This window comes from Streptomyces sp. NPDC006365, from assembly GCF_042870755.1.
Lineage (GTDB): Bacteria > Actinomycetota > Actinomycetes > Streptomycetales > Streptomycetaceae > Streptomyces > Streptomyces xiangluensis.
Genome location: NZ_JBIAHS010000030.1, coordinates 69,325 through 91,361 on the forward strand (window position 1 = coordinate 69,325; position 22,037 = coordinate 91,361).

The following is a 22,037-nucleotide window of genomic DNA, read 5'->3' on the forward strand; positions in this document are numbered from 1 at the left end:
CCGTCACGTACTAAGGGCACCAGCAGGTGCCGCAGTCGGTCGATGCGGAGGTATCGATGGGAATCCTGGCCTTGACCTGGTCCATTGCGGTGCTCGCCGTGCTGGTCGCCGCGGTCAGCACGGTCCGGATGGCGACCACGAGAGGCGGGGCCCGGTTCGCGGCAGGCGGCGATCTGCTGATGAGCGTGTGCATGGCCGTCATGTCCTTGCCGGTGACGGTGAGTTGGTACGCGGAGTACGGCGTCGGGTGGGCGGTGGCGTTCGCGCTGCTTGGGCTCGGCGGGGTCGCGCTGGCCGTGAAGCACACGCGTGAGGGTGGGTGGAGGCACGGTCGGCACTGGGTGCATCTGATCGTCGGAAGCGCGGGCATGGTGATCATGACGCTTGCCATGACGAGTACGTCCTCCGGGCCGGTGCTCGCTCTGGGCGGCTCCCACATGGCGCACATGCCGGGGATGGAGCACATGGCGGCAGGCGCCGAGTCGGCGGCGCACTCGCACACGGAAGCCATGAACGGTCACGGCCACGGGCACGGGAGCGGGCAGGAGCTCGGGCACGGACACGGGACGGAGTCGTCCGAACTGGCCGCTGCCGCCGGGGCGTCCACGTCCTCGGGTGCTGCTGTCTGGCGTCTCGTGGTCGTGGCGCTCGCCGTCTACTTCCTGTTGTCGATCGCCGCGTCCGTGTGGGCGCAGGTCCGGGATGCCAACCGCAGTCACCGCCTCGCGGAGGGCCGCGAAGGCGGCCGGCGCCGCAGCTGGAGCCGTTGGCTGCTCGCCATGCCGGACACGGTCGTCGTGTTCCTGGCCTCGCTGACGTTCGCCGTCCGGGACAGGGCCCGGACGGCGAAACGTGGCCCCCACGGCCCCCACGGCCCCCACGGCCACCGCCGCCGCCCCGGCGCCGCACCCGAGGCCGCGCTGGCCGCCCATATCGGTATGGGCGGCACCATGGCGGCGATGCTTCTGCTGATGGCGGTTTAGGGCGGGCCTGTCTGTTTCAGTTCGCCGCCTGGAACCCCCGCAGCCGCAGGCTGTTGCCGACCACGAAGACCGAGGAGAAGGCCATTGCCGCTCCCGCGATCATCGGGTTGAGCAGGCCGGCTGCCGCGAGGGGGAGGGCGGCGACGTTGTAGGCGAAGGCCCAGAACAGGTTGGACCTGATGGTGCGCAGAGTGCGGCGCGAGAGGCGGATCGCGTCGGCCGCGGCGCGCAGATCGCCCCGTACGAGAGTGAGGTCGCCGGCCTCGATCGCCGCGTCCGTGCCCGTACCCATGGCCAGACCCAGGTCCGCCTGTGCCAGCGCCGCCGCGTCGTTGACGCCGTCGCCGACCATCGCGACCGAACGGCCTTCCGCCTGAAGCCGCTTGACCACGTCCACCTTGTCCTGGGGGAGGACCTCGGCGATGACCTCGTCGATACCGACCTCGGCGGCGACCGACCGTGCGACCGCCTCGTTGTCGCCGGTCAGCAGGATCGGGGTCAGGCCGAGCGCCCGCAGCCGGGTGATCGCCTCGGGGCTGGTCTCCTTGACGGCGTCGGCCACCTCGAGAACCGCACGGGCCTCGCCGTCCCAGGCGACCGCGATCGCCGTACGTCCGGCCGCCTCGGCCTCCGCCTGGGCGCGCTCCAGGTTCCCGGTCAGCCGGATCTCCCACTCGGCGAGCAGCTTCTCCCGGCCGACCAGAACCGCGTGCCCCTCGACGATGCCCTGGACGCCGAGGCCCGCGACGTTCGCGAAGTCCTCCGGGGTGGGCAGCTTGCCGACCTTCTGTGCGGCGCCCGTGGCCACGGCCTTGGCGATCGGGTGCTCCGAGGAGTGCTCCAACGCACCGGCCAGGCGCAGTACTTCGTGCTCGGTGGTGCCGTCGGCGGTGTGCACGGCCAGCAGGGTCATCCGGCCGGTGGTCACCGTGCCGGTCTTGTCGAGGACGATCGTGTCGACCTTCCGCGTGTTCTCCAGCACCTCCGGCCCCTTGATCAGGATGCCGAGCTGTGCGCCGCGCCCGGTGCCGACCATGAGCGCGGTCGGCGTCGCGAGCCCCAGGGCGCACGGGCAGGCGATGATCAGGACGGCGACCGCGGCGGTGAAGGCGGCGGTCAGCCCGAAGCCGTTGCCGAGCCAGAAGCCGAGGGTGGCCAGGGCGAGGCCGATCACGACCGGGACGAAGACCGCGGAGATCCTGTCGGCGAGCCGCTGGGCGGCGGCCTTGCCGTTCTGAGCGTCCTCCACCAACTTGGCCATACGGGCGAGTTGGGTGTCGGAGCCGACTCGGGTGGCCTCGACGACGAGCCGTCCGCCGACGTTGAGCGTGGCACCGGTGACGCCTTCGCCGGCCTCGACCTCGACCGGTACGGACTCGCCGGTCAGCATGGAGGCGTCCACGGCGGAGGAGCCCTGGACGACGACACCGTCGGTGGCGATCTTCTCGCCGGGGCGCACCAGGAAGCGGTCGCCCACTGCCAACTCGGCGGTGGGAACGGTCAGTTCGCGACCGTCGGCACGCAGGACCGTCACCTCCTTCGCACCGAGCTCCAGCAGCGCCTTGAGTGCCGCGCCCGCCTTCCGCTTGGACCGGGCCTCGAAGTAGCGGCCCGCGAGGATGAAGGCGGTGACTCCGGCGGCGGCTTCGAGGTAGATGTTCCCGGCGCCGTCGCTGCGGGCGATGGTCAGCTCGAAGGGGTGTGTCATGCCGGGAGTGCCGGCCGTGCCGAAGAAGAGGGCCCACACCGACCACAGGAACGCGGCCGACGTACCGACCGAGATCAGCGTGTCCATGGTGGCCGCACCGTGCCGGGCGTTGGTCCATGCCGCGCGGTGGAAGGGCCATGCGGCATACGTGACGACGGGCGCCGCCAGTGTCAGGGACAGCCACTGCCAGTACTCGAACTGGAGGGCCGGGATCATCGCCATCGCGATGACCGGCACGGCGAGGGCGACGGCGGTGATCAGGCGCTCGCGGAGCGGCCGCAACTCGTCGTAGGCAGCGGAATCGGGCCTGTCCGCGCTACCGGTTGCCGGCTCCGGGCCCACGGGCGCGGGCTCGTGGGCGGTGTAACCGGTGGCCTCGACCGTGGAGATCAGGTCCTGGACGGAGACGTCCTCGTCCCGGTACGTGACCTTGGCCTTCTCGGTGGCGTAGTTGACGGTCGCCTCGACGCCGTCCATGCGGTTGAGCTTCTTCTCGATCCGGGCCGCGCACGAGGCGCAGGTCATGCCGCCGATGGCGAGTTCGACCTCGACCTCGGCGGCGCCGGGTGTGGTGGTGGCCATGTGCGCTCCTCGCAGCGTGATGGGCGGAGATACCGGATATACCCGGAGGGGGTATGAGCTCTGCGCCTCCATGTATACCCCCCTCCCGTATTCAATTCAAGGGCTGACTGGACTTGACTGTGTACCCCCTAGGGGTATGTTGGAGAGCGTTGGTCGCCCTCTAGCGGCGGCCCTTGAGAAGGGATCACGCCATGCACACCGCACTGAAGCTCACGACCTTCGCCGCCGCGCTCGCCGCGACCTTCGGCACGGCCTACGGCGTGGGCAACGCCATCGACCCCGTGGTGTCGGACGACCAGACCACGAAGGCCGCGCAGCACGGCGGCCACGCGGCGGACAAGGAGAAGGAGGGGGGCGGAGGCGCCGAGGCGGCCGGCGGGCACACGGCGGAACCGCCCGGCGGGCTGCAGACCTCCGAGGGCGGCTACACGCTCGACCTGAAGACCTCGCGCATCGAGGCCGGCGCGGCCACCGAGCTGAGCTTCGCCATCGTCGAGGACGGCACCGGACGGAACGTGACCGCGTACCAGCGCGAGCACGAGAAAGAACTGCACCTCATCGTCGCCTCGCGCGACCTCACGGTCTATCGCCACCTCCACCCAACCCGTGCCGCCGACGGCACCTGGTCGATCCCGGTCGAACTGCCGAAGGCGGGCGGGTACCGCGTCTTCGCCGACTTCAAGCCCAAGGGTGCCGGGGAGGGTCTGACCCTCGGCTCCGACCTCGCGGTGTCGGGCCCGTACAAGCCGGCCGAGCTGCCGAAGGCCGCCCCCACCGCGATCGTCGACGACTACAAGGTCACGCTCAACGGCGAGCTCCGCCCCGGCACAGGCAGCGAACTGAAGCTGAACGTCACCAAGGACGGCAAGCCCGTGCGCAACCTCCAGCCCTACCTCGGCGCATACGGCCACCTGGTCGCCCTCCGCTCAGGAGACCTCGCCTACCTCCACGTCCACCCCAACGGCGAGCCCGGCGACGGCGAAACGGAGTCCGGCCCGGAGGTTTCCTTCACGGCAACGGCCCCGAGTAAGGGCGCGTACCGCCTCTTCCTCGACTTCAAGCACGAGGGCAAGGTCCGTACGGCGGCCTTCACGGTCCACGCGGGGGGTGCGTCGGCAACGGCGGAACCGAGCGCGGACGAGCACGGTTCGGGCGGCGGCCACGGCCACTGAAATCGGGGCGCGGGCCATGGATGGGCGGCCTGAATGCCTGCATTTTGCCTGCAGCGCCGATAAAATGCAGGCATGACTGCACTTACCATCCGGGATGTTCCGGACGACGCTCTGGCCATACTGAAGGCCCGCGCTGCGCAAGCGGGCAAGTCGCTCCAGGCGTACGCGCTCGATGTACTCGTCGGTGAAGCCACCCGACCCACGCTCGCCGAGGTTGCCGCCCGCGCCGAATCCGAGGCCGGTGCGAGTCTGAGCACATCGGACGTACTGTCCGCGATCGATGACGGACGGGCGGGCCGGTGATCGTTGTCGACTGCTCCGCGCTCGTCTTCTTCCTCGCCGACGAGGGACCCACGGGACGCGGCGTGCGTGAACGCGTCGCGAAGGAGGACCGGCTCGCCGCACCGCACTTGATCGACTACGAGGTCATGTCGGCGCTGCTCGGCCTAGCGCGCGGCCGACGCGGTGGTGAGCCCAAGCTCAACGAAAGACAGCTCCGCAAGGGCCTGGCGACGTATCGCGACCTGGCGATCGACCGGCACGAGACCTTGATCCTCTGGGAGCGCATCAAGGGCTTGTCGAGCAACCTGTCCACCTACGACGCCCAGTACGTCGCCCTGGCCGAAAGCCTGGGCGTGCCGTTGATCACGAGTGACGCCAGGATCGGAAAGAGCGGTGCGCCGCGCTGCGAGATCGAGACCTTCGAGGCGTCTCCCTGACCGGCCACTGATGGGAATGCTCGGAGTCCACACCCAGGCGTCCTCGATGTCGAACAGGACACCGCCGAGCATCGGCAGCTCCGGGTCGGTGCTGGCGGCGAAACGGACCGCGTCCAGTGCGGCGGCCAACTCAAGTGCGGAGACAGACAGCTTGACGGTGGCGGTGCGGAGCGAAGTCATGCGGTTCTCCCTGTGGTCGAGTAGTGCTCGGAGCGTGGAGAACTCACTGCGGGCATCGGACAGCCCCTGCTCAAGACGGCGCAGATGCGTCTGAAGGAGCTTGCGCACCAGGTCGGTGTCCGCGCTGGACCAGCCGGCCAGCACCAGCCGAATGTCCGCCAGCGGCATACCCGCCCGGCGCAACCGGGCCAGCAACCGGGCCTCTTCAAGCTGCTCGGGGCCGTACCAGCGATAGCCACTCACCGGATCCACCCAGGCAGGGACCAGCACACCGGCACGGTCGTAGAACCGCAGGGCACTCACGCCCAGTCCACTGTCCCGAGCCATCTCACCAATGCTGCGCATCTCGCTCTCCACACCCGGGACTCTGAGCCCTTCACAAGGTCGAGGGTCAGCTCCTGGACATGGTGTGGTGTCGCATCTGTCAGGGGTGCGTCTCGCGCTGGGTCTGCCAGAGGTCCGGTACCGAGGTTCACGCTGCGGTGGACGTCCGGTGGACGAGCTCGGGGAAGGTGTCTTCCCACACGTTGCGGATGTGTCTGCTGACCAGGGCGCGCAGCGCGGGCCACTGGGCGATCAGCAGGTCCCGGTTGAGCAGGGTGACGAAGTCGTCGTGCTGCCCCTCGGCCAGGACGGTGCGGTAGAGGCTCATACGCTGCCGTGGCCGGTCCAGGTCGTACGTGCGCAGACCGGACCAGGCAAGCAGTACATGGTCCTACCGGAGCTACGGAAGCCCGCCGTGATCTGCTACAGCCTCGACGAACTGGTCGCCCTGCCTGACGCGGCGAGTGCGGGAAGCGAGGAGGGTACGGAAGCCACGGAGGAGTAGGCCTCAGTGGCGGCAGGCTCGGTGGACTCGTGGAGCGTCACGTGGCCCTCCCGGTTCCTCCACAGCCAGCCGATGTCGCGGCCGAACGACCACACCAGCGAGCCCAGTGCCAGGACGACCGTCGCGAGGGTCGCGGCGTACGGGAGGATTTGCGCTCCCGCGAGCAGTAGGGCCACGCCCTGGAGTGCCGCCACCGTCTTGCGGCCTGTGCTCGGGGGGAGGGTCGCGTTCAGCCAGGGGAGGAAGCGGGCCGCGGCGACGAAGGCGTAGCGCATGGCGCCGATCAGGAGGACCCAGGTGCCGAGCTGCGTGGAGACGTACACGCTCAGGACCAGGATCAGGAAGGCGTCGACCTCCATGTCGAAGCGGGCGCCCAGCGCGGTCGAGGAACCGGTGCGGCGGGCGACCTTGCCGTCGACCGCGTCGAGGATCAGGGCGACCGCGGTCAGGGCGACCAGGAGGGTGACCGGCGGCGGGCTCTGGAAGGAGTCCGCGACCAGGGCCGTGACGCCGGCGACGAGCGTGGCGCGGCCGAGGGTGACGCGGTTCGCGGGCCCGAAGGAGCGGGGCCGGGTGCGGTGCAGGGCGCGGGCGAGCACGGCCCAGGTGGCGAACGCGAAGGCCAGGCCCGTCAGCCAGCCCGCCGGCCCCATGCCGATCGCCGTGCCGAGGACGGTCAGCAGGAGGAGCATCGCGCCCGCTCCGACCGCCGTTTCCTGCTGCACCTGCAAGAGCCTAGCGTCGTACGTGTTGTTCAGGGCCACCGCACATCCTCCGGCCAGATGACAAAGTCGATCACTGCCGCTTACGTTGTCCGCGGCTTCGCAACGGTCGGTACGTGCAGGGTCGCCAGATCGTTCAGCCGGACTCAGCAGGTTCACAGGCTGGACACGACTCGGCGGAGCCTGGGCACTACTCAGCAGCACGACTTTTTCAGGAGGATGAGATGCCGATGGACCGCGCTGCGCGCGCCTTCTGGCTGAGCTCTCCCGGCCACGGTGAGATACGCGACGTCGACCTGCCGAGCCCCATCGAGGGCGAGGTTCTGGTGCGCACGCTCTTCTCCGGAGTGAGCCGCGGAACGGAGACCCTCATCTTCCGTGGCGGCGTGCCGGAGAGCCAGTACGGCGCGATGCGGGCGCCGTTCCAGGAAGGCGATTTCCCTGGGCCGGTGAAGTACGGGTATCTCAATGTGGGCCTGGTGGAGGAGGGGCCGGCGTCGCTCGTCGGGCGGACCGTCTTCTGTCTCTATCCGCATCAGACCCGGTACGTCGTCCCGGCCGGCGCCGTGACCCCCGTACCCGAGTCCGTGCCCGCCTCGCGTGCCGTCCTCGCCGGGACCGTGGAGACCGCGGTGAACGCACTGTGGGACGCCGCACCGCTCGTCGGTGACCGGATCGCGGTGGTCGGCGCCGGAATGGTCGGCGCGAGTGTCGCCGCCCTCCTCGCCCGGTACCCCGCCGTCCGCGTCCAGCTCGTGGACGCCAACCCGGCACGCGCCGAACTCGCCCAGGCGCTCGGCGTCGACTTCGCGCTCCCGGCGGACGCCGCCGGGGACTGCGACCTGGTCGTGCACGCCAGCGCCACCGAGGCGGGACTCACCCGCTCTCTCGAACTCCTCGCCCCGGAGGGGACCGTCCTCGAGCTGAGCTGGTACGGCGACCGGCGGATCAGCCTGCCGCTGGGCGAGGCCTTCCACTCCCGCCGCCTGGTCGTCCGCAGCAGCCAGGTGGGCACCGTCTCCCCGGCCAGAAGCGGTCGCCGTACGTACGCCGACCGGCTCGCCCTCTCGCTCGAACTGCTCGCCGACCCCGCCCTGGACGCGCTGATCACCGGCTCGTGCGCCTTCGAGGACCTGCCGGAGGCGATGACCGCGCTCGCCGCGGGTCAGACGCAGGCACTGTGCCACCTGGTTCAGTACGACACTGAAGGGGCATGACCGCCCCGGATCGGTTCGGGACTACGCCCGGTGACCGGTCCATCGAACGACGCGTCCGAGTCACGCGTCCCAAACGAAAACCCGCCGAAACTTCCTCCCGTACCGCCTGAACACGGAGAACGGACCTGCCGTACTACACGGCACGCCCGGCAGAGGGATCAGACGCGCCGCACCTGGAGGGTCGTCCGTTGTTCAGCATCACCGTCCGCGATCACCTCATGATCGCCCACAGCTTCCGCGGGGAGGTCTTCGGACCCGCGCAGCGCCTGCACGGGGCGACGTTCCTCGTGGACGCCACCTTCCGGCGCGCAGAGCTGGACGACGACAACATCGTCGTCGACATCGGACTGGCCACTCAGGAACTGGGCGGGGTGGTGAGCGAGTTGAACTACCGCAACCTCGACAACGAACCCGACTTCGCCAACACGAACACCTCCACGGAGTTCCTGGCCAAGGTCATCGCCGACCGCCTCGCGGAGCGGGTGCACAAGGGTGCGCTGGGCGAGGGCGCCCGCGGACTGTCCGGCATCACGGTCACCCTGCACGAGTCGCACATCGCCTGGGCGAGTTATGAGCGTGGGCTGTGAACAACTACGCGGCCATCATCCCCATGTCTCTTCGCGCCATGCACTTCGTGATGCCCGGCGGAGTGGACGACCCGAGGACGCCCAGCGGCGGCAACATCTACGACGCCCGGGTGTGCCTCGACCTCCCCGCCTTCGGCTGGCAGGTCCACAAGCACGCGATCGACGGCAGCTGGCCCCGGCCCGGAGCCGCCGCCCGCGCGGAGCTGGCCCGCACCCTCGGTGAGATGGCGGACGGCAGCCGCGTACTCCTCGACGGACTCGTCGCCTGCGCCGCCCCCGAGATCATCGCCGCCGAGACCGAGCGGCTGCGCCTGGTCGTCCTCGTTCATCTGCCGCTCGGCGACGAGACGGGGCTCGACCCCGGTCTGGCGGCGGAACTGGACGCCCGCGAGCGCCGCACGCTGCGTTCCGTGCCCGCGATCGTGGCCACCAGCGAGTGGGCGGCCCGCAGGCTGGTCGCCCATCACGGGCTGGCCCCCGACCGGGTCCATGTCGCCGCGCCCGGCGCCGACATCGCGCCCCTGGCCGCCGGTACCGACGGCGTCTCGCGGCTGCTGTGCGTAGCCTCCGTCACCCCGCGCAAGGCTCAGCACCGCCTCGTCGAGGCACTCGCCACCCTCACCGACCTGAACTGGAGCTGCGTCTGCGTCGGCGGCCTGGGCCAGGACCCCGGCTATGTCGCCGAACTGAGGGAGCTCATCGACCACCAAGGCCTCGGCGACCGGCTGCAACTCGTCGGCCCGCAGGCCGGAGCCGAACTCGACGCGAGCTACGCCTCCGCGGACCTCATGGTGCTCACCTCGTACGCGGAGACGTACGGCATGGCCGTCACCGAAGCGCTGGCCCGGGGCATCCCCGTCCTGGCCACGGACGTCGGCGGGCTCCCCGAGGCGGTCGGGCGCGCTCCCGACGGCGGGATGCCCGGCATCCTCGTACCGCCGGACAACTCGGTGGCGCTCGCGGCGGAACTGCGCGGCTGGTTCCTCGACGCGGACGTACGGCGCCGGCTGAGGGCCGCCGCACGCGGACGCAGGGCCGCGCTGGACGGCTGGGCCGCGACGGCCCGGAGCCTGGCCGGTGTGCTGGGGCGACTTGGACGGGACGAAAGGAAGGGGGCAGCGTGAGTACGAGCATGACGCCACCCGGGCGCGCGACGACGAAGGTTCCGGCGCACGAGGTGGGAACGATCCGGCTGGGTGACCGCAGGCGCGGCGCCGACACGGAGGCTGACGACGACGTGACGCGGTACGCCCCCGAGTGGCTGGAGCTGCGCGAGAGTGCCGACGCCGCCGCGCGGGCGGTCGAGCTCCTCGATCCCCTGCGGATCCGGCTCGCGAACCTGCCGCAGCGGCGGTCCAACGGCCTGGTGATCCACGACCTCGGCTGCGGCACCGGCTCCATGGGCCGCTGGCTCGCCCCGCGACTCGACGGCCCTCAGCACTGGGTCCTGAACGATCACGACCCCTATCTGCTGCACTTCGCCGCCGTCGGCTCGCCCCGCACGGCTGCCGACGGCAGCCGGGTCACCGTCGAGACGCAACGCGGCGATGTCTCCCGGCTGACCGCGGACGCGCTGGCCGGTGCCTCGCTGGTGACCGCCTCCGCCCTGCTCGACGTACTCACCGCCGAGCAGATCGAGGCGCTCGCCGAGGCCTGCGCCGGCGCCGGCTGCCCCGCCCTGCTGACGCTGTCGGTGGTGGGGCGCGTCGAACTCACGCCCGCCCACCCGCTGGACGACGAGCTCGCCGAGGCGTTCAACACCCACCAGCGCCGCGGCGACCTGCTCGGACCCGACGCGGTCACCATCGCCTGCGACGCCTTCGCCCGGTACGGCGCGACGGTGCGGGTGCACCCCAGCGCCTGGCGGCTCGGACCCGACGAGTCCCCGCTGATGGCGGAGTGGCTGCGCGGCTGGGTCGGCGCGGCCGTGGAGGAGCGCCCCGAACTCGCCGAGCGCGCCGGCGCCTATCTGCGGGAGCGTCTCGCGGCGTGCGAGGCGGGGGAGTTGCACGTCGTGGTGCACCACAGCGATCTTCTCGCCCTCGCCCGTCCGACGGGAGGAGCGGCATGAGTGCGCAGGCGGTGGCAGCCGACGCGCAGCCACGCGCCGTCCGGGCCGAGCCCACGCCGAGGCCGGTCCCGGACGGCGGTGACGAGCGGGTGACACGGGGCGCACGGGCGGCCCGGACACCGAGGCCGGTCCCGGACGCGCGCCGCACCCTTCGCACGCTCTGGTCCCGTATCGACTCCCGCGCCCTGCGCACCCACTTCGGCACTCTCGCGGGCGTCGCCATTCTCGGCGTACTCGTGTGGCGGATGGGCACCGGCGTCTTCGTGGACGGACTGCGCCGGGTCGACGGCCCCACCGTGCTGGCGGCCCTCGGGATCGGCGTGGTCACCACGGTGTTCAGTGCCTGGCGCTGGTGCCTGGTGGCCCGGGGCCTGAAGATCCGGCTGCCGCTGGGTCCCGCCGTCGCGGACTACTACCGCTCCCTGTTCCTGAACGCGGCGCTGCCCGGCGGCGTACTCGGCGATGTGCACCGCGCCGTACGGCACGGACAGAGCGCCGGTGACCTCGGCAGGGGCGTACGCGCCGTGGTCCTCGAACGGGTCGCGGGCCAGGTGGCGCTCATGGCCGCCGGCGGGGTCATCCTGCTGATGCTGCCCTCGCCGGTCCAGACACAGACCCAGCACCTCGTCGAGGCGTCCGCCGTCGCGCTGGCGCTCGCCGCGATGATCGCGGCCGTGGTCGCGGTCCGGCTGAAGGGCTCGTCGCCCACGTCGCGACGCATGCCCCGCCTGCGCAACGTGCTCGCCGAGGCGCGTGAAGGACTGGTGGCCCGCCACACCTGGCCAGGTGTCGTCGTCTCGTCGGCCGTGGTGCTGGCGGGCCACCTCGTGATGTTCGTACTCGCCGCCAGGGTCGCGGGATCCGACGCGTCCCCAGTCGTGTTGCTGCCCCTGGCGGTGCTCGCCCTGCTCGCGATGGGACTGCCGCTGAACGTGGGTGGCTGGGGCCCTCGCGAGGGCGCCACCGCCTGGGCCTTCGGCGCCGCCGGACTCGGCGCGAGCACCGGTCTTTCGGTCGCCGTCGTCTACGGAGTGCTCAGCCTCGTGGCGAGCCTGCCCGGCATCGGCGTACTCGTCGCCCGGTGGGCCATGGGCCTGCGGCGCCCCCGGCCCGCGTACGAGAAGGAGGCGCCGCAGCGCCACGACGGCCACGTCCCGCGCTCACCACCGGCGGACGCGGCCGACGGTCAGGGCCGGCCGCTCTCCGCGCCGTCCTGCCCGGCCCCCTTCTGTATGGCGTCCGCAGCGCCCGGAGCGGAATTCGCCGCTTCCGGCCTGAGGATCGAGAAATACGAACCGAAGCAGTCCACCAGGCCCGCCAGCAGGTCCTTGCCTTTTTCGGCGGTAGCCAGCGAAGGACGGCCGATGACACCGGACTCCGTGTAAGCGGACATATCGAGGGTGAGAAGATGCCGCCGGTCGTCGGCGAGGAAGTCGGAGGACTCATAACCGGGACGCACCATATCCGGATGAGCGTGCAGCAGGATGGACGTCTCCAATTCCCCCGCATGCATATCGCTGAGCAGCGAGGTCCGCACATCGGCCCGGACCCGCGCCTCCTCCCAGTCCTCCGGTGCCGGGAACAGCGCCATGCGCGTGCCGCTGCCCGCGGATTCCTGCACCACATTGCCCAGCACGTAGTTCCCGCCATGTCCGTTGACCAGTACCAGGGCGTCGATGCCCGAGCGACGAAGCGAGTCGGCTATGTCCCGTACCACCGCGTGGAGTGTCACCGCGGAAATACTGACCGTCCCAGGCCAGGCGGCATGTTCGTGCGAGCAGGCGATGGTCAGCGGAGGGAGGAGATGCACCGGGTACGCGGCGGCGACCTCACGGGCGATGGTGCAGGCGATGACGGTGTCAGTGGCCAGCGGTAGAAAGGGCCCGTGCTGTTCGAAGCTGCCGATGGGAAGGACGGCGACACCGGGCCGACGCGCCCTCACGTCCTCCGTGGTGTCCAGCGGCAACAAGCCGGGGGTGGTCAGCTGTGTTCCCGAACCGGTCATGGTGTTAAGGCCTTTCGTTCCGTAGGCACCGACGAGAGCAGGCTAACGCGGCAACGGCAGATTGGATGCAGGAGAAAATGAAGGAAAGCAAAGGCGTGCTCGGTCGAAGTGCCAGCCCCAAGGCAGATGTTCAGTCGGGTGTCCAGCGTGTGGTGGATCTCCAACTGCACACCGTGTACGGAGATTTCTACGCCGTCGGCTATTTGGACCTCGAACGCGGGGATGAACAAGTGGCCCTCATATACGGCGATATCGACGGAACGGAGGACACGCTCACCCGACTGCATTCGGAGTGCCTCACCGGAGACGCCTTCGGGTCCACGCACTGCGAGTGCGGCGACCAGCTCTCGACCGCCCTGCGCACCATCGTGGCGGAGGGCCGCGGCATCCTCCTCTACCTTCGCGGCCACGAGGGCAGAGGAATCGGGCTTCTCGCCAAACTGCAGGCCATGAAGCTCCAGTCGGAGGGCCTGGACACGGTCGAGGCGAACCTCGCCCTCGGTCTCCCGGTGGACGCCCGTGACTACGGCGTCGCCGCGGACATGCTGCACGACCTCGGCGTGCCCTCCGTACGGCTGCTCTCCAACAACCCGCGCAAGAGCGAGGCCCTGCGGCACCACGGCATCGAAGTCGCCGAGCACGTCCCGCTGTTGATACCGCCGCGCGAGCACAACATCAGCTATCTGCGCACGAAGCGGGAGCGCATGGACCATCACCTGCCGCATCTGGACACGGTGATCCACTGGTCCTGAACTGGTCCTGACTGGTGCGGCGGCCCGGATCCCGGATAGGAACAAGGGATGACAGAGACAGACGACGTCGTCCTTTACCTCTCCGGACACCAGGTGACGCAGTTGCTGAGCATCGACGCGGCCATCGCGTCGCAGCGCGCGGCCTTCACGGCGCTCGACGACGGCACCGCCGATCTGCCCGGGAAGATCATGGAGCCGAGCGGGTTCGACGACAGTGTCGTGCTGGCGTACGTCGCACGGCTGTCCGCGGACACCGGGGCCGTCGCCAAGTTCGGCAGCGTCAATCCGGGCAACGCGGCGGCCGGGCTGCCGACCGTGCACGCGGTGATCAACGCGCTCGATCCGGTGACCGGCCGTCTGGCCGCCGTTATGGACGGCACGGCGGTGACGACGCTGCGTACGGCCGCGGCCAGCGCGGTGGCCTTCGACGCGCTGGCCACCGCCGACAGCGCGGAGCTGGGCCTGATCGGCTCGGGCACACAGGCGCTGGCCCACGCACGGGCGGTGGCCCGGGTGCGGGACCTGCGGGCCGTACGCGTGTGGAGTCCGACCCCCACGCGCCGCGAGCGGGCGGCCCAGCGGCTGGCGGCCGAACTCGGTATCACGGCCAAGGCCGTCGCCTCGGCCGAGGAGGCCGTGTCAGGGCTGCCCATGGTCGCCGTGTGCACGCTCAGCAGCACGCCCGTCGTGCACGGGGAGTGGCTGGCGCCCGGCTGCACGGTGGTGAGCGTGGGGTCCTTCGAGCGGACCCGCAGCGAGGTCGACGCCGAGGTCGTACGGCGGGCCGCGGCCGTGGTCGTCGACGACCCGGACACCGCGGCGGGCCACGCCGGCCCCGTGGTGGACGCGCTGCGTTCCGGCCTGCTGGAAGCCGCGAATCTGATCCCGCTCGGCGGTGTGCTCACGGGCCGGCGCGAGGGACGTACGAGCCCCGGCGACATCGTCTACTACAACAGCGTCGGGCTCGGTATCCAGGACGCCGCGGCGGCCTGGGCGGTGATCGACGCCGCCAGGGAGGCCGGCCTGGGGCAGGCGGCTTCCGATGAGGCATGATCCCTTCGTGGACATCACCCCGCTGCGTGCCGAAGGGTTCGCCGCCGACGCCCCGCGACCGGAGGTCAACCGCGTATGACCGAGCTCCACCTGTGGCTGCGCCACGAGACCCGCACGACCGAGCGGCGCACCCCGATCGTGCCGTCCGACGCGCGGCGGCTCGTCGAGAACGGCGTGACGGTGACTGTCGAGCGGTCCCCGCAGCGGATCTTTCCCGTCGAGGCGTACGAGGCGGCCGGGTGCCGCGTCGTCGAACCGCACTCCTGGACCGTCGCACCGCTCGACGCGGTCGTCGTCGGCCTCAAGGAACTCCCCGAGGAACCGGGCGAGTTGCGGCACCGGCATGTCTTCTTCGGGCACGCGTACAAGGGGCAGCCCGGGGCCGAGGCGCTGCTGCGCCGGTTCGTCGCCGGGGGCGGGGCGCTGTTCGACCTCGAGTACCTGGTGGACGACAACGGCCGCCGGCTCGCCGCCTTCGGCTACTGGGCCGGATATGTGGGCGCCGCCCTCGCCGTACTCCACCACCGGGGCAGGCTGACGGCTCCGCTGCGGCCGACGTCCAAAGGGGAACTGGACGCCGAACTCCAACCCCGCCCGGACGACGCCCGGTTCAGCTCGCTGGTGATCGGCGCACTGGGCCGCTCCGGACGGGGCGCGCAGGTCGCGCTCATGGAGGCCGGACTCGACCCCACGTGCTGGGACCTCGCCGAGACCCGTGACCTGGACCGACAGGCCCTGCTGGACCACGAGTTGATGGTCAACTGCGTGCTCAGCACCGGCCCCGTCACCCCCTTCCTCACCGACAAGGACCTGGCCGAACCGCGCCGCGGCCTGCGCACGGTGTGCGACGTGACCTGCGACGTCGGCTCCCCATACAACGTTCTTCCGGTGTACGACACGGTCACCGACTGGCCGGATCCCGTACGCCGCCTCCACGAACGGCCCGCCCTCGACCTCATCGCCATCGACAATCTGCCGTCCCTGCTGCCCGAGGAGGCGAGCACGGACTTCTCGGCGCTGCTGACACCACAGCTCTTGGAGTTCGGGGTTGCCGGGGCGTGGGGGCGATGCCTGGACCGGTTCCACGAGACGTGCCGTGAACTCGGCCTGGAAGACGGGGAGTCCAACCATGCGTGAGACAGTCAACCGGTCCGACAACGACGCCGTGGTCCCCGCCTCCGGCACCGTCCACTGGGTCGGCGCGGGCCTGTCCACGGGCAGCGGCCTGGCCACGCTGTGCGACACCGCCGACCGCGTACACCTGTGGCACCGCACCGAGGAGCGGGCGGCACAGAGCCTCTCGGCGCTCGGCCTCACCGGCCGCGCCGAACCCCGCGCGTACGCGCTCACCGCACTCGCCGCCGAACTGGCACCCGGCGACGTCGTGGTCTCCATGCTCCCCGCCCCGGAACACGGCCCGCTGCTGGCCACGTGCGTGGCGCACCAGGCCCACTTCGCCTGCTCGAGTTACGTGTCCGAGGCGGTCTTGGACCAGGTCCCCGCCGCGGTCGCCGCGGGCGTCGTCGTCCTCACCGAGTCGGGCCTCGACCCGGGCATCGACCACCTCTTCGCGCACAGCCTCATCGCCCGCGCACGCACGGAGATCAGCGCCGACACGGCCGCCGAGGTCAGCCTCACCTCGTACTGCGGCGGCATCCCCGCCGTCCCCAACGACTTCAAGTACCGCTTCAGTTGGGCCCCCGCGGGCGTCCTGAACGCCCTGCGCTCACCCGCCCGCTACATCGAGTACGGCGAGGAGACGACAGCCGCCCTCCCCTGGGAAGCCACCCGCACCCATCTGGTGGACGCCGAGCCCTTCGAGGTCTACCCGAACCGCGACAGCATCCCGTTCGTGGACCAGTACGACCTGCCTCAGGCGTGGAAACCCCGGACCTTCATCCGCGGCACCCTCCGTCTGTCCGGCTGGCTCGAAGCCTGGCAACCCGTCTTCGAGGAACTGAGGCGCGGCGACGACGAGCGCATCGCCGCGCTCGCCCAGGAGTTGGCGGCCCGCTACCCGACCACGGACGCCGACCGCGACCGCGTCGTCCTGGCCGTCTCCCTCGACGTGCGCGAGGACTCGGGCCGGAGCTGGTCGGGGCGCTACCTGCTGGACATGGAGGGGAACGCGCAGGAGAGCGCGATGGCCCGGTGCGTGTCGCGCACGCTGGCGCTGGGCGTACGCAAGGTCCTTGCCGGAACCCTGCCGCCCGGGCTGAGCCGTGCGGCCGAGACACCGGAGCGCTCCGAGGAATGGCTCGCCGAACTGGGCCGGGACGGGATCGACTTCACCATGGACAGCACGCGCCATAAGACTGAGGGCCTGTGAACTCGTAGAGCTGCCAGGGTTCTTCGCGCACCTCAGCCTGCGAGCGCCTCGTGCGCCAGCCGCCTCAGATCCGCGAACCACGTCGGGCCCGCCGTCGTTCGTACCTGGGTCAGGAACTGCACGGTCAGGTCGTGTTGCGGGTCGACCCAGAAGGTCGTGCCGGCCGCGCCGGACCAGCCGTACAGGCCGGGGCTGGACGGTGACTCCGTACGAGCCGGGTCGATCACGACCGAGACGCCGAAGCCGAAGCCGACCCCAGCGTTGCCGGGGAAGTCGTGGACGGGGCTGCCGAAGGCGCGGAGGTCGGCGGGGAGGTGGTTGGTGACCATCGTTTCCAGGGTCTGGGGGGAGAGGAGCCGGGTGCCGTCCAACTCGCCGCCGCGGCGGAGGAATTCCATCAAGCGGTGGTAGTCGTGCGCACTCGCCACCAGGCCGCCGTTGCCGGACAGCAGCCGCGGACGGCTGCGTCCCGGCTGCTCAGGGCTTCGTACGATGCCTCCCATACCGCCCTCGTCGCCGTCGTCACTCTCGGCGTACAGAACGGCTAGTCGGTCCGCCCGGTCCTCGGGAACCCAGAACCCCGCGTCCGCCATACCCAACGGCCGAAAGACGCGCTCGGTGAGGAATGCGTCCAGCGGCAGCCCGGACACCACCTCCATCACGCGCCCGAGCACCGTGGTCGCGACCGAGTAGTTCCACTGAGTCCCCGGCTCGAACTGGAGCGGCAGGCCCGCGAACAGCTCGCAGGCCTGGGCCAGATCCGCGTCCTGCGGCTCCGCCCGCTCCACCCCGGCGGCCCGGTACGCGGAGTCGACGGGATGGACGTGGTAGAAGCCGAACGTCAGCCCGGCGGTGTGGGTCAGCAGGTGCCGGATCCGGATGGGCCCCTCGGCGGGGCGGGTCCTGAGATCCGGGCCGCTTCCCTCGACGTACACCCGGGGCTCGGCGAAGGCCGGCAGAAGGCGGGCCACCGGATCGTCGAGGTCGAGCAGGCCCTCCTCCTGGAGCATCAGTGCCGCGACGGAGGCGATCGGCTTGGTCATCGAGTAGATCCGCCAGATCGTGTCCGTCCCGACCGGCACTCCGGCCTCCCGGTCCCGGAGGCCGTACGAAGTGAGATGTGCGACACAGCCGTGACGGGCAACCGAGACGAGGTACCCGGGCAACCGGCCGTCGTCGACGAGGCGGGCGCAGTATTCGTCCAGCCGTCGCAGTGCCGCCGGATCGAGGCCGACCTCGGTCGGCTCCACCTCTTGTCGCAACGTGCTCATCGTCCGCTCCTGTTCGAGGAAGGAGATGCCGTCCTTGTGAAATCTATCGCCACCTGCGGATTCGCGCGGCCGACGACGTTTGCCCGCGCACCGGAGGTGCAACGCGGGCGCGTGTGGCGCGCGCGTGGGCGCGGTGTGCGCCGGGGCGCTGAAGTGCGCCCGAAGACCGGATCCGTGAGGCCCGGGTATACGTCATAGAGGGCGGATGAGTGCCCCATGCATCAAGAGAGCGGTCCGGCCGGACGGGGGTGGAGGACGAACGGCCCGGACGATTACACAGCGTGAAGCAACCATTCGACTGTTCGATTCGTATATCTCCGTGGAAGCCCAGCAGACCCGTCAGGCCCCGCGACGCCGGAGCGTCACGATCCGCTTGACTGGGAAGCAACGAGCAAGGAGAACCAATGCGACCGTTCGCGCTCAACTATGCACGTCCGGCCCAGCAGTTGGAGGTCAGCGTTCCGTATGCCTATGACTCCAGACTGCAAATGAACGTCCTGCCCGACGGGCGGCTCGCCGCTCATGACTACGCCGTGTTGCGGGAACTGGGGGCCACGACGTCCACGGCGGGCTCGAAGACCCACTTCGACGACTGAAGACGGACCCGCGACGATGACGGTTCTGATCCTGACGTGCGAACAGGATGTAACCGCGGACATGGTGGTGGCGCGACTGGACGGGACGGGTGTCCCGGTCGTCCGCCTCGATCCCGCGGACCTGCCCGGAGGCGTCGCCCTGTCGGGCGAGTTCGTGCACGGCGCCTTCCGCGGCCATCTGTCCGCCGGTGGCCGGCTGGTGACGATGAGCGGTCTGCGGTCCGTCTGGGTCCGCAGGCCCGGTGTGCCCGCGACGCGGGTCACCGAGCCGTCCGCCTGGCTCACCGAGGAGTCCGCGCAGGCGCTCTACGGCATGCTGCGTTCCACCGGCGCGCGCTGGATGAACCACCCCGACGCGGCCCGCCGGGCCCGCCACAAGCCCTGGCAGCTTCATCTCGCACAGCGCTGCGGGCTTCCTGTGCCCGCCACACTGATCACCACGTTCCCGCAGGCCGCCCGCGACTTCGCGGAACGCTTCCCGGATCTGGTGGTCAAGCCCGTCTCGGGCGCACACCCGCAGGAGCCGCCGAGGGCGGTTCCGACCAGCAGGATCGCACCCGAGACGGATTTCTCGGCCGTCGCGTTCGGCCCCACTCTGCTTCAACGGCGCGTGGCCAAGCGCGCCGACATCCGGCTGACCTGCGTCGGCGACCGTTTCTTCGCCGCCCGCAAGGCGGTTGGCCAAGGCGCCGATCCCGGGGAGCCCGAGGAGGTCGACGTCCGGTTCGCCACCTCCACGGAACCATGGCAGCCGGTCGAGACGCCGCCGCGGGTCGCCGCGAGCGTGCACGACTATCTTCGGGAGGCCCAACTCGCGTATGGCGCATTCGACTTCGCCGAGGACGCCGACGGCATCTGGTGGTTTCTCGAGTGCAACCAGGCGGGTCAGTTCGGCTTTGTGGAAATCGAGACGGAGCAGCCGATCGCACGCGCCGTCGCCGACTGGCTCGCGGCCCCGGCCCCGGTCCCGGACACGGCGCCGCGGGGCGGCGACGTGCCCACGGAGTCGGTCACCTGTGAGTGAGCCGTACGGACAGACCGCGGGCGGTGAACACCGGCTCGGCGTCGTGGCCGTCGACCGTGATGCGGCTGAACCGGCCGCGCAGGACTGGGGCGTCGATGACCGGAATCGTGGTGCCCGGCTCCGGTGGCCGCTGGTCGTCGAGCCGGATGACGAGCGTGCTGTCCCGGTCGAGGAGCACGCGCCTGGTCACCGTCAGGGCCGGTGTGCCGTCGTCGGTGAGCGTCACGTCGAGGGTCGTACCGGACGACTGGGCATACGCGCCGCGCACCCGGAGCGGCGACGCCGTCCGCAGCGTGCCACCCCGCACCTGCACGTCGCCGCATCCGAGCGCGTCCCGTGAACCGGTCGCGAGGACGCCCTCCTCCAGCGTGGTGCCGCCGGTGTAGCGGTTGGCTCCCGCGAGGGTCAGCGTGCCGGTGCCCTGCTTGACCAGCGAGCCGCGCCCGCCGATGTCGTTGCGCCAGGTGTCGGCCGCGGCGAAGCCACCCTGGGTGGCGTCCATCGTGACGCGCACGTCGGAGTCGAACGCCCCGTATCCGTCGGCGGCGGCGAAGAGGTTCAGCCGGCCCCACCGCTCGAAACCGTCCAGCAGGACGTATCCGGCGGGCAGCGCCGTCGTCCGCAGCACTTCGCGTCGCTGAGCGGCGGAGAGATACGGCAGCCGCGTCTCCAGGAGGACTTCGGCGCCCTTCGGCACGATCATGCGGTCCCGCGCGGACCGCTTGGGCAGGACATACGTCAACTTGGGGGTGACGCGCGCCGAGTTGAGCGCGTGGCTCGCGTACGGGTCCTCGTCCAGGTCCGCCGAGTGGGCGTACGCGTAGAGAGTGTCGGCGGTGGTGCCGGTCTGCTCCTGGAAGTACGCGGCGGCCTGGGCGCGGGCCGCTGCCTTGAGGCCGGCGTTCTTCGGGTCGGCGAGGGCCGCGGCCGCGAGTGCCGTGGCGAGGATCCGGCCGCCGATCACGTCGACGGCGGAGTGCATGCCGGACACGATGCGTGTGTGGGAGACCTCGAAGGCGCGGGTCACCAACTCCTGGAACCGCTCAGGAACCGCGTACGCCATCGCCAGCGCCGCCAGATGGAGCGCGTTGGTGTGTCCGCTGGGGAAGCCACCGTCCTCGGCCGGCTCGGCGGCCCGCTGCCGTAGCAACTGCGGGACGACCACCACGTCGGACGCGTAGACCGGGTAGCCCAGCGCGTCCTTCTCACCGGTGTCGACCACCTCGCTGTCCTTGTTCATACGCCAGGGACGCGGGTACTGGTACGCGAACTTGCTGGGGTTGCTCGAGGCGAAGGGGCCGCGCACGGTGTCGACCAGCTCCGCCGCCTTGCCCAGGTCCGAGTCGTGGGAGCCCGCGCCGAGCGCGGAACCGGCAGGAGCGTCGGCCGGGATCGTGTCGCTGATCTTGCCCGCGGGGATGCCGTCCGGCGCGGACGTGATGCCGGTGACCGCCTTCGCGCCCGTTTTGTAGAGGTCGGCGAGGGGGCCCAGTCCGGCGATCACCGCGTAACTCTGGTGCTGGCGGTCTTGGATGAAGGCCAGCCGCGCCTCGGAGTCGGTGCGGTGGGTGGTGACGCGCACGCTGTAGCGGAGGTTGGCGCGCAGGACCTCCGGCATGAGCGGGGTGCCGGTGTTCCAGTCGGAGCCCGTCTTCCAGACCTTGGCGAAGCCGTCGAGGATGCGGACCGCCGCGTTGGTCTCGGGGGTCAGGTTGGCGACGACGTTGGTGGTGTACGAGTCGACGAACGCGACAGGGGAGTTGGCGGGAGAGGCGGCCGCGGCCGGCCACGCGCCGATGGCCGGAGCGGCGATCAGCCCGGCCGAGACGCCCACCGAGTTGCGCAGGAACACCCGGCGGTCGATGCCGGGCCGGTGGTGCGGGGGACGTGTCTGCTGCCGGGGCATGAAGAACCTCTCTGCGTTCGGTGCGACTGCGCTGTCGCGGGGTGAGGGCGCGAGGGCGGGTGGGTTCGTGAAGTGAGCAGGGGCGTGGGGGGGGGGGGGGGGGGGGCCCCCCCCCCCCCGCCGGGCGCCCCCCCCCCCCCCCCCCCCCCCCCCCCCCCCCCCCCCCCCCCGCGGCCCCCCCCCCCCCCCCCCCCCCCCCCCCCCCCCCCCCCCCCCCCCCCCGCCGCCCCCCCCCCCCCCCGCCCCGCCCCCCCCCCCCCCCCGGCCCCGCCCCCCCCCCCGGCCCCGCCGCCCGCGCCCGGGCCGCGGCCCGCCGCCGCCGCCGGCCGGC

Annotated in this window: 20 protein-coding genes and 2 pseudogenes; 15 read left to right on the plus strand and 7 right to left on the minus strand. The window is 71.0% G+C overall.

Translation table 11 applies throughout. The annotated features are described in order from the left end of the window. Positions 1-56 precede the first annotated feature (56 nt). On the plus strand, positions 57-983 hold the full coding sequence (locus tag ACFYO0_RS44000; RefSeq protein ID WP_388687502.1) for a DUF5134 domain-containing protein: 927 nt from the start codon (positions 57-59) through the stop codon (positions 981-983). A gap of 16 nt (positions 984-999) precedes the next feature. On the opposite strand, the gene ACFYO0_RS44005 is transcribed toward ACFYO0_RS44000, so the two are convergent. After that, positions 1,000-3,273, minus strand: a complete 2,274-nt coding sequence (locus ACFYO0_RS44005) for a heavy metal translocating P-type ATPase (protein WP_388687504.1) — start codon at positions 3,271-3,273, stop codon at positions 1,000-1,002. Positions 3,274-3,464: 191 nt separating this feature from the next. On the opposite strand from ACFYO0_RS44005, the gene ACFYO0_RS44010 reads away from it, so the two are divergent. The 3 genes from ACFYO0_RS44010 (at position 3,465) to ACFYO0_RS44020 (ending at position 5,164) form a co-directional block, all read left to right on the plus strand. Then, the gene (locus ACFYO0_RS44010) at positions 3,465-4,445 is read left to right on the plus strand and encodes a hypothetical protein (RefSeq protein ID WP_388687506.1); all 981 of its coding nucleotides are present in this window, start codon (positions 3,465-3,467) and stop codon (positions 4,443-4,445) included. Positions 4,446-4,517: 72 nt separating this feature from the next. Continuing rightward, positions 4,518-4,748 (plus strand): antitoxin, encoded by a 231-nt coding sequence (locus ACFYO0_RS44015; protein ID WP_388687508.1) that lies wholly within the window; start codon positions 4,518-4,520, stop codon positions 4,746-4,748. Then, positions 4,745-5,164 carry a type II toxin-antitoxin system VapC family toxin gene (locus ACFYO0_RS44020; protein ID WP_388687510.1) on the plus strand — a complete coding sequence of 140 codons (420 nt, stop codon included), beginning with the start codon at positions 4,745-4,747 and terminating at the stop codon, positions 5,162-5,164. Before ACFYO0_RS44015 ends, ACFYO0_RS44020 begins: the two co-directional genes overlap by 4 nt. A gap of 42 nt (positions 5,165-5,206) precedes the next feature. Here ACFYO0_RS44020 and ACFYO0_RS44025 read toward each other — a convergent pair. From ACFYO0_RS44025 to ACFYO0_RS44035, 3 genes and pseudogenes are all read right to left on the minus strand, one after another. Further along, positions 5,207-5,689: pseudogene (locus ACFYO0_RS44025) on the minus strand (MerR family transcriptional regulator); the annotation flags it as partial. A 127-nt stretch (positions 5,690-5,816) separates the two neighbouring features. After that, positions 5,817-5,996, minus strand: coding sequence for a transcriptional regulator (locus ACFYO0_RS44030; protein ID WP_388687512.1), 180 nt, complete (start codon positions 5,994-5,996; stop codon positions 5,817-5,819). A gap of 95 nt (positions 5,997-6,091) precedes the next feature. After that, positions 6,092-6,937, minus strand: coding sequence for a CDP-alcohol phosphatidyltransferase family protein (locus ACFYO0_RS44035; protein ID WP_388687514.1), 846 nt, complete (start codon positions 6,935-6,937; stop codon positions 6,092-6,094). Between the two features lie 188 nt (positions 6,938-7,125). Between ACFYO0_RS44035 and ACFYO0_RS44040 the strand changes: the two genes are divergently transcribed. The 5 genes and pseudogenes from ACFYO0_RS44040 to ACFYO0_RS44060 form a co-directional block, all read left to right on the plus strand. After that, positions 7,126-8,112 carry a zinc-binding alcohol dehydrogenase gene (locus tag ACFYO0_RS44040; RefSeq protein ID WP_388687533.1) on the plus strand — a complete coding sequence of 329 codons (987 nt, stop codon included), beginning with the start codon at positions 7,126-7,128 and terminating at the stop codon, positions 8,110-8,112. A gap of 188 nt (positions 8,113-8,300) precedes the next feature. Continuing rightward, entirely contained in the window at positions 8,301-8,699 is a 399-nt protein-coding gene (locus tag ACFYO0_RS44045) for a 6-carboxytetrahydropterin synthase (RefSeq protein WP_344395866.1), read from the plus strand. A 23-nt stretch (positions 8,700-8,722) separates the two neighbouring features. Beyond that, positions 8,723-9,823, plus strand: a complete 1,101-nt coding sequence (locus tag ACFYO0_RS44050) for a glycosyltransferase family 4 protein (RefSeq protein ID WP_388687535.1) — start codon at positions 8,723-8,725, stop codon at positions 9,821-9,823. An 8-nt stretch (positions 9,824-9,831) separates the two neighbouring features. Beyond that, a complete protein-coding gene (locus ACFYO0_RS44055) occupies positions 9,832-10,770 on the plus strand; it encodes a class I SAM-dependent methyltransferase (protein WP_388687537.1) in 939 nt (312 codons plus the stop codon). A 245-nt stretch (positions 10,771-11,015) separates the two neighbouring features. Next, positions 11,016-11,771, plus strand: a pseudogene (locus ACFYO0_RS44060) (YbhN family protein); the annotation flags it as partial. Positions 11,772-11,956: 185 nt separating this feature from the next. On the opposite strand, the gene ACFYO0_RS44065 reads toward ACFYO0_RS44060, so the two are convergent. Beyond that, positions 11,957-12,775, minus strand: a complete 819-nt coding sequence (locus tag ACFYO0_RS44065) for a creatininase family protein (RefSeq protein WP_388687516.1) — start codon at positions 12,773-12,775, stop codon at positions 11,957-11,959. 77 nt (positions 12,776-12,852) lie between these two features. On the opposite strand from ACFYO0_RS44065, the gene ribA reads away from it, so the two are divergent. The 4 genes from ribA (at position 12,853) to ACFYO0_RS44085 (ending at position 16,909) form a co-directional block, all read left to right on the plus strand. Then, the gene (gene ribA, locus ACFYO0_RS44070) at positions 12,853-13,527 is read left to right on the plus strand and encodes a GTP cyclohydrolase II (protein ID WP_386341642.1); all 675 of its coding nucleotides are present in this window, start codon (positions 12,853-12,855) and stop codon (positions 13,525-13,527) included. Positions 13,528-13,575: 48 nt separating this feature from the next. Beyond that, positions 13,576-14,580, plus strand: a complete 1,005-nt coding sequence (locus ACFYO0_RS44075; protein WP_388687518.1) for an ornithine cyclodeaminase family protein — start codon at positions 13,576-13,578, stop codon at positions 14,578-14,580. Between the two features lie 75 nt (positions 14,581-14,655). Further along, the gene (locus tag ACFYO0_RS44080; protein ID WP_388687519.1) at positions 14,656-15,717 is read left to right on the plus strand and encodes a saccharopine dehydrogenase; all 1,062 of its coding nucleotides are present in this window, start codon (positions 14,656-14,658) and stop codon (positions 15,715-15,717) included. Next, positions 15,710-16,909: a saccharopine dehydrogenase C-terminal domain-containing protein gene (locus tag ACFYO0_RS44085; protein ID WP_388687520.1), complete on the plus strand. Its 1,200-nt coding sequence runs from the start codon at positions 15,710-15,712 to the stop codon at positions 16,907-16,909. The genes ACFYO0_RS44080 and ACFYO0_RS44085 overlap by 8 nt, the downstream gene beginning before the upstream one ends. Positions 16,910-16,941: 32 nt before the next feature. Here the strand turns inward: ACFYO0_RS44085 and ACFYO0_RS44090 are convergent, their stop codons facing one another. Further along, positions 16,942-18,180, minus strand: a complete 1,239-nt coding sequence (locus ACFYO0_RS44090) for a serine hydrolase domain-containing protein (protein WP_388687522.1) — start codon at positions 18,178-18,180, stop codon at positions 16,942-16,944. A 404-nt stretch (positions 18,181-18,584) separates the two neighbouring features. On the opposite strand from ACFYO0_RS44090, the gene tgmA reads away from it, so the two are divergent. Continuing rightward, entirely contained in the window at positions 18,585-18,776 is a 192-nt protein-coding gene (gene tgmA, locus ACFYO0_RS44095) for a putative ATP-grasp-modified RiPP (RefSeq protein WP_386341652.1), read from the plus strand. A 16-nt stretch (positions 18,777-18,792) separates the two neighbouring features. Then, positions 18,793-19,800 carry an ATP-grasp ribosomal peptide maturase gene (gene tgmB, locus ACFYO0_RS44100; protein WP_388687523.1) on the plus strand — a complete coding sequence of 336 codons (1,008 nt, stop codon included), beginning with the start codon at positions 18,793-18,795 and terminating at the stop codon, positions 19,798-19,800. Here tgmB and ACFYO0_RS44105 read toward each other — a convergent pair. Then, positions 19,787-21,706, minus strand: a complete 1,920-nt coding sequence (locus ACFYO0_RS44105; RefSeq protein ID WP_388687525.1) for a phosphatase PAP2 family protein — start codon at positions 21,704-21,706, stop codon at positions 19,787-19,789. The two genes, tgmB and ACFYO0_RS44105, sit on opposite strands and share 14 nt — an antisense overlap. Between the last annotated feature and the right edge of the window lie 331 nt (positions 21,707-22,037).